The organism is Saccharopolyspora sp. NFXS83 (genome assembly GCF_026241095.1).
Taxonomy (GTDB): Bacteria; Actinomycetota; Actinomycetes; order Mycobacteriales; family Pseudonocardiaceae; genus Saccharopolyspora_C.
The window spans coordinates 169,933-180,688 of the sequence record NZ_JAPFGB010000015.1 but is presented as its reverse complement, the minus strand read 5'-3'; the positions used below and the strand labels follow the sequence as shown (position 1 = coordinate 180,688).

At 70.3% G+C, this 10,756-nt stretch carries 11 protein-coding genes; 5 read left to right on the top strand and 6 right to left on the bottom strand.

What is annotated here, in order from left to right:
* Positions 1 to 41: 41 nt before the first annotated feature.
* Both phoH2 and OOZ19_RS18125 read right to left on the bottom strand, forming a co-directional pair.
* Positions 42 to 1,412: an RNA 5'-3' helicase PhoH2 gene (phoH2, locus tag OOZ19_RS18130; RefSeq protein ID WP_416309457.1), complete on the bottom strand. Its 1,371-nt coding sequence runs from the start codon at positions 1,410 to 1,412 to the stop codon at positions 42 to 44.
* A gap of 530 nt (positions 1,413 to 1,942) precedes the next feature.
* Positions 1,943 to 3,169, bottom strand: a complete 1,227-nt coding sequence (locus tag OOZ19_RS18125) for a DUF885 domain-containing protein (protein ID WP_266091289.1) — start codon at positions 3,167 to 3,169, stop codon at positions 1,943 to 1,945.
* Positions 3,170 to 3,475: 306 nt separating this feature from the next.
* Here OOZ19_RS18125 and OOZ19_RS18120 point away from each other — a divergent pair, with 306 nt between their 5' ends.
* Together OOZ19_RS18120 and OOZ19_RS18115 are read left to right on the top strand one after the other, a co-directional pair.
* The gene (locus OOZ19_RS18120) at positions 3,476 to 3,724 is read left to right on the top strand and encodes a hypothetical protein (protein WP_266091288.1); all 249 of its coding nucleotides are present in this window, start codon (positions 3,476 to 3,478) and stop codon (positions 3,722 to 3,724) included.
* A 264-nt stretch (positions 3,725 to 3,988) separates the two neighbouring features.
* On the top strand, positions 3,989 to 4,237 hold the full coding sequence (locus tag OOZ19_RS18115; protein WP_266091302.1) for a hypothetical protein: 249 nt from the start codon (positions 3,989 to 3,991) through the stop codon (positions 4,235 to 4,237).
* Between the two features lie 149 nt (positions 4,238 to 4,386).
* On the opposite strand, the gene OOZ19_RS18110 is transcribed toward OOZ19_RS18115, so the two are convergent.
* Positions 4,387 to 5,166 (bottom strand): isoprenyl transferase, encoded by a 780-nt coding sequence (locus OOZ19_RS18110; RefSeq protein WP_184476788.1) that lies wholly within the window; start codon positions 5,164 to 5,166, stop codon positions 4,387 to 4,389.
* Between the two features lie 201 nt (positions 5,167 to 5,367).
* Between OOZ19_RS18110 and trhA the strand changes: the two genes are divergently transcribed.
* Positions 5,368 to 5,994, top strand: coding sequence for a PAQR family membrane homeostasis protein TrhA (trhA, locus tag OOZ19_RS18105; RefSeq protein ID WP_184484667.1), 627 nt, complete (start codon positions 5,368 to 5,370; stop codon positions 5,992 to 5,994).
* 57 nt (positions 5,995 to 6,051) lie between these two features.
* On the opposite strand, the gene OOZ19_RS18100 is transcribed toward trhA, so the two are convergent.
* The 3 genes from OOZ19_RS18100 to mca form a co-directional block, all read right to left on the bottom strand.
* Positions 6,052 to 8,067 (bottom strand): thioredoxin domain-containing protein, encoded by a 2,016-nt coding sequence (locus OOZ19_RS18100; protein WP_266091287.1) that lies wholly within the window; start codon positions 8,065 to 8,067, stop codon positions 6,052 to 6,054.
* 109 nt (positions 8,068 to 8,176) lie between these two features.
* A complete protein-coding gene (locus OOZ19_RS18095; protein ID WP_266091286.1) occupies positions 8,177 to 8,518 on the bottom strand; it encodes a hypothetical protein in 342 nt (113 codons plus the stop codon).
* Positions 8,515 to 9,396, bottom strand: coding sequence for a mycothiol conjugate amidase Mca (mca, locus tag OOZ19_RS18090; protein WP_184476783.1), 882 nt, complete (start codon positions 9,394 to 9,396; stop codon positions 8,515 to 8,517). The genes OOZ19_RS18095 and mca overlap by 4 nt, the downstream gene beginning before the upstream one ends.
* A 182-nt stretch (positions 9,397 to 9,578) precedes the next feature.
* Between mca and OOZ19_RS18085 the strand changes: the two genes are divergently transcribed.
* Both OOZ19_RS18085 and greA read left to right on the top strand, forming a co-directional pair.
* Entirely contained in the window at positions 9,579 to 10,013 is a 435-nt protein-coding gene (locus OOZ19_RS18085; RefSeq protein ID WP_266091285.1) for a DUF4307 domain-containing protein, read from the top strand.
* A 187-nt stretch (positions 10,014 to 10,200) separates the two neighbouring features.
* Positions 10,201 to 10,689, top strand: a complete 489-nt coding sequence (gene greA / locus OOZ19_RS18080; protein WP_266091284.1) for a transcription elongation factor GreA — start codon at positions 10,201 to 10,203, stop codon at positions 10,687 to 10,689.
* Positions 10,690 to 10,756 lie beyond the last annotated feature (67 nt).

Genomic DNA, 10,756 nt, shown 5'->3' with positions numbered 1-10,756 from the left:
GGTGGCGCCCGTGTTCGCGGGCGCCACCGACCGGCCGTCGCTCAGGGGGTGAACTCCCCTTCCAGCATCTCCGTCACCAGCGCCGCCACCGGTGACCGCTCCGAGCGGGTGAGCGTGATGTGGGCGAACAGCGGGTGCCCCTTGAGCTTCTCGATCACCGCCGCCACCCCGTCGTGCCGCCCGACGCGCAGGTTGTCCCGCTGCGCCACGTCGTGGGTCAGCACCACGCGCGAGTTCGCGCCGAGCCGGGACAGCACCGTGAGCAGCACGTTGCGCTCCAGCGACTGGGCCTCGTCCACGATCACGAACGAGTCGTGCAGCGACCGACCTCGGATGTGGGTCAGCGGCAGCACCTCCAGCATGCCGCGCTCGGTGACCTCTTCGAGCACGTTCTCGCTGGCCAACGCGCCCAACGTGTCGAAGACCGCCTGCGCCCAGGGCTGCATCTTCTCGTTCTCGCTGCCCGGCAGGTAGCCCAGTTCCTGACCGCCGACCGCATACACCGGCCGGAACACCACGACCTTGCGGTGCTGCTGGCGTTCCAGCACGGCCTCCAGCCCGGCGCACAGCGCGAGCGCCGACTTGCCGGTACCGGCCCGGCCGCCGAGCGACACGATGCCGACGTCCTGGTCGAGCAGCAGGTCCAGCGCGATGCGCTGCTCCGCGGAACGGCCGTGCAGGCCGAAGGCCTCGCGGTCGCCGCGCACCAGCTTCACCTGCTTGTCGGCGGTGACCCTGCCCAGCGCGCTCTGGGTTCCGGCGAGCAGCCGCAGCCCGGTGTTCGCGGGCAGGTCCTTGGCATCGTCGAGGTCGGCCTCGCCCTCCTTGAACAGCACGTCGACCGATTCCGATGGCACGTCGAGGTCCGCCATGCCGTTCCAGCCCGTGGAGACCACGTCCTGAGCCCGGTATTCATCGGCCTCCAGCGCGACCGACGCCGCCTTCACCCGCAACGGCATGTCCTTGGTCACCAAGGTGACCAGGTGCCCGTCCGCGGCGAGGTTCAGCGAACACGCCAAGATCCGGGCGTCGTTGGAGTCGGTGCGGAAACCGGGTGGCAGCACCTGCGGATCGGAGTGGTTGAGCTCGACGTGCAACGTGCCGCCGTGCTCGCCGATCTCGACCGGCGCGTCCAGACGGCCGTGCTCGATTCGCAGTTCATCGAGGCCGCGCAGGGCCTCGCGGGCGAACCAGCCGAGTTCGGGGTGATGCCGCTTCGCCTCTAGTTCGCTGATCACGACCAGCGGCAGCACCACGCGGTGCTCGGCGAAGCGGGTCATCGCCCACGGATCGGACAGCAGCACCGAGGTGTCGAGCACGTACGTGCGGACCTCCGTTGGGGCTGCGACGCCTGCGGAAACCTCGGCCTGGGCCGGGTGTTCCGCTGCGGCCTGGGAACGTCGTGTGGTCACGGCTACTCCCTCGCGGGCGTGGGGCACACGCCCGCTCGTCGGCGGGCCGGGCCTGCCCCTGCCTGGCCTGGCCGGACCGGCGGACGGTCCGACGCAGCCACCGAGGCCGCGCACCGGCCCCGAGCGACCACGGAGGACGGTGATACCGTCCGATCCAGCCAACGACCACGGTCAGGGCCTCCCCGGACGGGCCATTTACGCGTCGACCCGTCACTTCGGACGCTACCTCCGTGATTCCGTTCTGGGCAGGCGACCACACAGGTGATTCGCCAGAACGTCAGACGGGTGTCACGTACGCACCGGGTTCAGTGCACCCGGATGCCATCCGCACGCCGCGTCCGACTTCCCCGAAGCCATTGAAATGCCTGCTCACAGCGGTATTTCCACGATGTGGTGGCAACCCGGGAACGCGCTCGCGCAGCCACCCGAACGTACGCACGTGCCGTGATCAACACAGCGTCCACTTTGGTCTGTTCGAGTGAACAACGGGATCTTTCGGGCTTTCTCGGCTAGCTGAACGCATCCGCTGATCAGATCAGCGCCGATCCCCCCGGCGGGCCCGTTCTGCCGTTCACCGGCAGGACACCGGCGAGCCCGCCCGGCGTCCACGGCTCGCCGAGCAGCCGTGCCAGGTCTTCGCCTTCGGCGATCCTCCCCCGCACCAGCTCGGCCCCTTCCGCGTAGGCGACGGCGTAGAGCCGCCATCGCGGATCCGCGATGAACCGCACGAACGCGCGAGCCCGCACCACCGGCAGGCACGCCCACCGGACCAGCCGAGCCACCACCTCGTCCTCCCCCACCCCGTCCTCGTGCAGCGACAACGCCGCGTCCAGCCGGACCCGGCGCAGCCGGAACAGCACGTCGTGCACTCGTTCCGCCAGCTCCCCGTCGAAGGCGATGCCCGACTCCGCCAGCACCTCCGACGCCCACCTCCCCCAGCCCGGCCCCACGGCGAGGTGCAGGCCGAAGTCCGCGAGCCCCTCGGCGAGCAGCGACTGCGGCGTGTCCCGCACGGCGATGCGGTGCTCGTCCCACCCGCGCTCGTCGACGAGCAGCCGCTCCTTCCGGCAGTGCTCAGCGTGATGACCGGGGTAGGACTCGTGCGCGACCAACGCCGGGAGGTTCCCCGCCCACCGGACGCGATCCAGGTCGATCGCCACCAGCGAGCGGAACTCGCCCAGGTACCGGTGCAGCGCCGCCCACGGACGGCCGCGCACGCAGCGGTAGCGGACGTGCTCCTGCGTCGGCAACTCCGCTCCCGCGCGCACCCGCCCGCGCAACGCCTCCGAGAGCACCCGGACGGCGCGCGGCACCAGGTCCGGCGGCACCCGCTCCTGCTCGGACAACCGGGCGAGCCGCGGCGCCGGATCACCGGTGCCGGGCAGGACGTCGGCCAGCTCCGCGTGCACCAGGCGATACCGCTCCGGATCGCCGCGCTCCGGGCGGACCCGGAAGCACCCTTCGACCTCGTCGCGGAACGACATCGCCTGCCCGGTGAGCTTCTTGCCACGGCATTCCAGCGCGGCGAGCTGCGCGTCGAGGAACCGGGCGCGCACCTCCGGCAATCCGGAATCCGGCAGCGCGGCGCGCAGTCGAGCGGCCTGCGCCACGAGCTCACCGGGGCTTGGTACGGGCTCACCCGCGACGCCGCGGCACGTCCGCGGATCGGCGGTGCAGGACAGCACCATCCCGTCGTCGAGCCGGCCGAAGCGCAACCCGAGCCGCAGGTATCCGCGCACCAGTTCCGAGGGGTCCACATCCGGACGGTACGGCCGCGCGAGCAGCGCCGGAAGCCGCCGAACACCATTGCGCGGAACCCCGCGATCGAACCGGAATCGCCGAATGATATGCGCGCGATTCCTTAACTCCCCAGTAGCCAAGAACGAGGCACGACCCGAAACTTGAGGGCCAAATTAATAGACCACACGATGGTGTTACCCAGCTGTGCTTCCACCTTCAGGAATGGTTAGGTTTTTTTCGCGGCTGCCTCCCTGGGCGACTTCCGGGGTGCTCGTGAACGAGGGACCGCGGCCGCAACACCCGAAACAACAAGGAGCATCCAAGTGCTGAAGAAGGCAGTGATCGTCGCCGGCGCGGCGGCGGGTCTGATGGCGCTGGCACCGATCGCCAACGCGGACAGCGCGGACAACGACGGCGTCAACCTGCTGAACGACAACAACCTCAGCGTGCTGCCCGTCCAGGCCTGCGGGAACAACGTCGCCGTCCTCGGCGCCGTCGTCCCGATCCTGTCGCCGCAGACCAGCGACTGCACCAACGCCCCGGTGGTCGACCACCCGTCCTCCAAGGGCTGAGCAGGCTCTAGCCTCAGTCGCGGAAAACCCACCTGGAGCGGTTCGCGAGAGACGATCTCATTTCGCTTCACGTGTGTCGAATGCGACGGATTTCTGATTTCGAGGTAATGTCACCGACCTAGCCGGAATCCATCTCGACGATTCGAGTGGGGTCCGTTCTCCGGTGACATCTCGATCGCCCTGAATCGGTAGCAGTGCGCGCGCACATGGGTAATCGTGCCGCTTCAGGGCATCCCGCGGCAATACACAAGGAGAGTGAACGCAATGCTGAAGAAGGCAGTGATCGTCGCCGGCGCGGCGGCCGGCCTGATGGCCCTCGCCCCGATCGCCAACGCGGACAGCGCCGACAACGACGGCGTCAACCTGCTGAACGACAACAACATCAGCGCTGTGCCGGTGCAGCTGTGCGGCAACAACGTCGCCGTCCTCGGCGCCGTCGTCCCGATCCTGTCGCCGCAGACCAGCCAGTGCACCAACGCCCCGGTGGTCGACCACCCCTCCTCCAAGGGCTGACACACTCGGCGCTCGTGTGGATGCAGAAAAGGCCAGGTCCTTCGGGACCTGGCCTTTTTGCTGCGCTGCGGACGATTTCCGCGCCGCTGAACCGAATCCGGTGCGCCTGGCGCGGCCGTACCGCGCCAGGCGCACCGGTCGTCGAACGGTCAGCCCGCGCCGTAGCGGCGGTGCCGCGCCGAGTACTCGCGCAACGCGCGCAGGAAGTCGACTCGTCGGAACGCCGGCCAGTAGGCCTCGCAGAACCAGAACTCCGAGTGCGCCGACTGCCACAGCATGAAACCGGACAGCCGCTGCTCGCCGGACGTGCGGATCAGCAGGTCCGGGTCCGGCTGGCCGGAGGTGTAGAGGTGCTCGGAGATGTGGTCCACGGTGAGGAACTCCGCGAGCTCCTCGATGGTGGTGCCCGTCTCCGCGTGCTGCTGCAGGAGCTTGCGCACCGCGTCGGCGATCTCCTGCCGTCCGCCGTAGCCCGCCGCGACGTTCACCTGCATCCCGGTGCGCCCCTCGGTGCGCAGCGCGGCGGCCGAGAGCCGGGCGGCGGTCTCGGTGGGCAGCATGTCCAACGCCCCGACGATGCGCACCCGCCACGGGTTGCTCGCGTCGGTGAGCTCGTCGACGACCCCGGCGATGATCTCCAGCAGGGCGTCGAGCTCCGCGCTGGAGCGATTGAGGTTGTCGGTCGACAGCAGCCACAGCGTGACCACCTCGACCTTGGCCTCCTGGCACCAGCCGAGCAGTTCGCTGATCTTGCGCGCACCCGCCCGGTGGCCGTGCGCGATGTCGAGCCCGGCTTCCTTCGCCCACCGGCGGTTGCCATCGAGGATCACGCCCACATGTCGCGGCGCTCTGGCACCTCTGAGCTTGCGGCGCAGCCGCCTCTCGTACACGTCGTAGATGAGTTCTCGCACACGAACCTTGAGCGCCACGCTCCCTGAGACTACGCGCGCCCCTGTCCAGCCCCGACGGTCCCTCCGCCGACTGCGGACGGTGACGGCCGGAATCGCACCACGGAGCTGCAACGGACATCACCGCCATTGGGGGAAGGCGCACAACCTACGGTCCCGTAATCTTGCGCTGTGACTAGCGCCCTGACAGCTCGACGCGCCACCTCCGACATCAAGCCGAGGATGCGCGGCTGGATCCACCTCTGGTCCCTGGTCGCCGCCGTCGCTTCGGGCGCGACGCTGATCTCGCTCGCGGCGGCCACCGTGGGTGCCGCCGCGGCACTCGGGACCTCCATCTACGTGGCGACCGTGCTCGGCCTGTTCGGGGTCAGCGCGCTCTACCACCGCAAGACCTGGAACTCGGTGGACGCGCGGACCTGGATGCGCCGCCTGGACCACTCGATGATCTTCCTGTTCATCGCGGGCACCTACACGCCGTTCGCGATGCTGGCGATGCAGCCCACCACCGGCGCGGTCGTGCTGGCCGTGGTGTGGGGCGGCGCGCTCGGCGGCGTGGTGCTGAAGCTGGCGTGGCCGAACGGGCCGCGCTGGGTGGGCGTGCCGGTGTACCTCGCGTTGGGCTGGGTGGCCGTGTTCGTGCTGCCCGAGCTTCTCTCGAACGCGGGCGTGGCGGCGTTCGTGCTGCTCGTCGTGGGCGGCGTGCTCTACTCGCTGGGCGCGATCTGCTACGCGAGCCGGTGGCCGGACCCGTGGCCGAAGACCTTCGGGTACCACGAGTTCTTCCACGCGGCCGTGACCGTGGCGGCGATCTGCCACCACGTGTCGATCTGGCTGGCCCTCTACGCCTGACCTGACCTGGATCGCACCGCCCGCCTGCCGCACGGTGACAGGCGGGCGGTGCGCTGATCAGCGAGCCAGCGCGGCCCTCAGCTCGTCGGCCGAGGTCACGGGGCGATCGCAGACGTACCCGCGGCAGACGTAGGCGGCGGTGCGCCCGTCGACGAGGCCACGTCCGGCAAGCAGTGGCATCGCGTCCGCCTCCGGTGCCCCCGCCACCGCGACCGCGCCGCCCGGCGCGTGCCTGCGGGCGACCGCCAGCAATTCCGCGCGGTCCGCGTCCTGCTCGCCCGCGACGGCGATCTGCACGGGCCCGTGCGCCAGCGCCTCGGCGGTGGCCAGCCAGTGCCCGGCGAAGCGCGGCGCGCGCTGCCCGAGCAGTCCCGCCCTGGACACCGCCTGCTCGGCGGCCTCGCGGTACCGGCTCGCGCGGTCCGGACCGGCCAGCGCGGCGGCCGTCAGCAGCGCGGCGGCGGTCGCCGAAGCACCGGACGGGCTGGCGTTGTCCGTGGGGTCGGAGGGACGGCGCACCAACGCCTCCGCGTCCACGGCGGTGTCGTAGAAGACGCCGGGGTTCTCGTGATCGGCGAACTTGTCCAGCGCGGTGTCGAGCAGCTCGCACGACGCGTCCAGCCACCGCCGCTCACCGGTGGCCTGGTGCAGCGCGAGCAACCCCTCCGCGAGGCAGCCGTGGTCCTCCAGGACCCCGGCCGCGTGGCCCACGACCCCGGCGCGGGAGCTGCGGCGCAGCCGACCGTCGACGAGGTGCCGCTCGACCAGCAACTCGGCGACGCGGGCTGCATCGGTGATCCACTGCGGTTCGTCGAGGACCGCGGCGGCTTCGACCAGCGCGGTCAGCGCCATGCCGTTCCACGCCGTGACCACCTTGTCGTCGATCCCCGGCTGCGGCCGGCGGGCGCGGGCGTCCGCGAGGATCTCGCGAATCCGCCGCCACCGCACCGGATCATCGGGATCCCGGTGCAGCTGGAGCGTGGAGGCGCCGTGCTCGAAGGTCCCGTCCTGGGTCACCGCGAGCAGCTCCGCGGCCCACTGCGCGTCCTGCTCGCCGAGCACTTCGCGCAGCTCCTCCGGCGTCCAGACGTAGGTGAGCCCTTCGACGCCCTCGGTGTCGGCGTCGAGGGAGGCGGCGAACGCGCCTTCAGCTGTGCGCAGGTCCCGCAGCAGGAACTCGCCGGTCTCGCGGGTCACCCGCCGCGCCGACTCCGCCGAGGCGGTGTCCAACCGCGCCAAGTGGGCGTAGGCGCGCAGCAGCAGCGCGTTGTCGTAGAGCATCTTCTCGAAGTGCGGCACGACCCATTCGGCGTCGACGCTGTAGCGCGCGAAACCACCGGCGAGCTGGTCGTACAGGCCGCCGCGGGCCATCCCCTCGCAGGTCCGCTGCGCCAGGCGCAGCGCCTCGGCCGAGCCGGTGCGCTCGTGGTGGCGCAGCAGGAACTCCACGACCATCGACGGCGGGAACTTCGGAGCCCCGCCGAACCCGGCGTTCGCCTCGTCGAACTCGGAGCCCAGCCGGGACACCGCCGACTCCAGCACCTCGTCGTCCATGCTGGACTCGGGGAGCGCCGGTCGTTGCCCGGCGAGCTGCTCGACCACTCGCGTCGCGGCCTGCCGCACCTCCGCGCCGCGCTCCGACCACGCCGCGGCCACGGCGTCGAGCAGCTGCGGGAACGACGGCATCCCGTGCAGCGGCTTCGGCGGGTAGTAGGTGCCGCAGTGGAACGGTTCGCCGTCCGGCGTGAGGAAGCACGTCATCGGCCAACCGCCCTGCCCGGTCATGGCCTGGGTGGCCTCCATGTACACCGAGTCGACGTCGGGGCGTTCCTCCCGGTCGACCTTGATGTTCACGAAGTGCTCGTTCATGACGGCCGCGACGTCGGCGTCCTCGAAGGATTCGTGCGCCATCACGTGGCACCAGTGGCACGCGGCGTAACCGACCGACAGCAGCACCGGCACGTCCCGGCGGCGGGCCTCCTCGAACGCCTCCGGCGACCACGGCCACCACTGCACGGGGTTGTCCGCGTGCTGCAACAGGTACGGGCTGGTCGCGTCTGCAAGCCGGTTCATGCTGCAACCCTCCCACCCGGTGGTGATCACCGCACCCATCCGGCCCGGCGCCGAAACGCCCCTGCCCGCAGGGGCCGATCCGGCGCCCGAGCCCGGTGGCGGTCGAGGGCTAGCGGGTCGCGGTACCGCCGCCCTTGGCTTCGGCGTCGGCCGCATCGGGGTCGGCGTCACCCGTCGCGTCCGCTTCGGCTCGTGTCTTGGCGGCGGCCTCCGCTCGCTGGACGCGGGCCGGGGCCGCCGCGGCGGCGCGCTGCTCGTCGAAGCTGACCGGCAGCTTCTTCAAGTGCTTGGTCATCGAACGGATCAGGAACGCCACCGCGATGGCGAACACGACCAGCAGCAACAGCCCCACCGGGGAGGACTTGCCGAAGTCCTCCCCCTGACCGCCCGGGTCCGCCGGCGGAGCGGGCGCCTGCGCGACCACCCAGGTCAGCGCTTCGTGCGCGTTCATGCCGACACCTTCTCCCGCACTCCGGAGAACAGGTCGTCCTCCGGCAACGTCGAATCGACCAGCGAGCGCACCAGCTCGTAGTCCTCCGTGGGCCACAGCGCTCGCTGGATGTCCAGCGGGACCGCGAACCACCGGCTGTCCGGGTCGATCTGGGTCGCGTGCGCGCGCAGCGCGTTGTCCCGCACCTCGAAGTATGCCCCGCACTCGACGCGGGTCGTGACCCGCTCGTCGTTGTCGGGCCTGCTCCCGTCCCACTTCGCCAGCCAGTCGCCGTACGGCGACTCCAGGCCGCGCTCCAGCAGCGCGTCGTGGAACAGCTGCATCTTCTTGCGGGAGAAACCGTGCGAGTAGTACAGCTTCAGCGGCTGCCACGGCTCGCCCGCGTCCTGGTGGAGCTCCGGGTCGCCCGCCGCGTCGAACGCGGCCATCGACACCTCGTGGCAGCGGATGTGGTCGGGGTGCGGGTAACCGCCGTTCTCGTCGTAGGTGATCACGACGTGCGGGCGGAACTCGCGCAGCAGCGCCACGAGGTCGGCGGTCGGCCCCGCGGGGTCCACCGTCGCGAAGCAGCCCTCCGGCAGCGGCGGCGTCGGGTCGCCCTCGGGCAGGCCCGAGTCGACGTAGCCGAGCCAGCGGTGCCGCACGCCGAGGATCGCGGCGGCCTCGGCCATCTCCTGCCGGCGGATGGCCTGCATGTTGGCCAGCACGTCCGGTCGTTCCATGGCCGGGTTCAAGATGCTGCCCGCTTCACCACCCGTGCAGGTGACGACCATCACATCATGGCCGTCGGCCACGTAGCGCGCGGTGGTCGCCGCCCCTTTGCTGGACTCGTCGTCCGGGTGCGCGTGCACCGTCATCAGACGCAGCTTCTCGGCCATCGGAGGCATGTTCCTTCCTGCTCACGTCACACCCGGCCCCGCTGACTGCCGGCCGGACACCCACAGGGATACTCAACGAGGGTGTCGCCACCCATTGTTCCCAATGGACCGACATTCCCGAACGGCCGGGCAGGCATCGTCCGATCCGGCTAACCCCGATCGGAGCAGGGAGGCGGCGGACGGTGAGCAGCCAGGTCCCCGAAGGGCGGTACGGGTCTCGCGCCCGGCGAACCGTCCCGCCGGTGGCCCGCTGGGCGCTCGGAGCCGTCGCGGTCGTCGTCCTCATCGCCGTGGCCCTCGTCGGGTACCAGAACCTGGGCAGCCCGCCGATCGAAGGCAAGCAGACCGCGTTCGAGGTGCTCGACGACGGCTCCGTCCAGGTCACCGCCGAAGTGCGGCGCGACGATCCGGCCAAGCCCGCCGCGTGCGTGATCCGGGGTCGCGCGGAATCCGGCGAAGAAGTCGGGCGAAAAGAGATTCTGGTGCCCCCGGCGGACGGCACGATCCAGCTGGGCACGGTGCTCCGCACCTCTCATCGAGCGACCATCGGGGAGGTGTACGGCTGTACCTACCGCGTTCCTGAATATTTGTCCACCCACCAGCGGCCAACCGGGTGAACAACTCTAGTCGGCCCCGGATGCTGAGATAATGCACTCCATCGGTGGGCTGATTTGTGCTATCGTCATCAGCAGCACGGTCCCGCGCGGGCCGTGTTTTTTCCGTTCCTAGCAGTACCCGGAATTCGCAAGGACGGAAGTTGTCGGCCCGCGGAAGGCGGGTCGCCGTCGACGAGGAGTGGTGACCGTGAGCGATACCCAGGTGACCTGGCTGACCCAGGATGCTTATGCGCGGCTCAAGGGCGAGCTCGATGAGCTCGTGGCCAACCGCCCGGTGATCGCCGCGAAGATCAACGAGGCCCGGGAGGAAGGCGACCTCAAGGAGAACGGCGGGTACCACGCCGCTCGCGAGGAGCAGGGCCAGCTCGAGTCGCGCATCCGCCAGCTGCAGGAACTGCTGCGCACCGCGCAGGTCGGCGACGTGCCCACGGAGTCCGGCGTGGCCAAGCCCGGATCCGTGCTGACCGTGCGCTACGACGGCGAGGACGACACTGAGCAGTTCCTGCTGGCCAACCGGGAAGAGGGCGCGCACGGCGACCTCGAGGTGTACTCCCCGACCTCTCCGCTGGGCCAGGCACTGCTGGAGGCCAAGGAAGGCGAGACCCGGGAGTACGAACTGCCCAACGGCGGCACCATGAAGGTGACCCTGGTCAAGGCCGAGCCTTTCACCGGCTGAACCATCAGCGGTAGCGGGCGTGACCTGAGCACGCCCGCTCCGCTTATCCGCGCGCGCTTTATCGCGC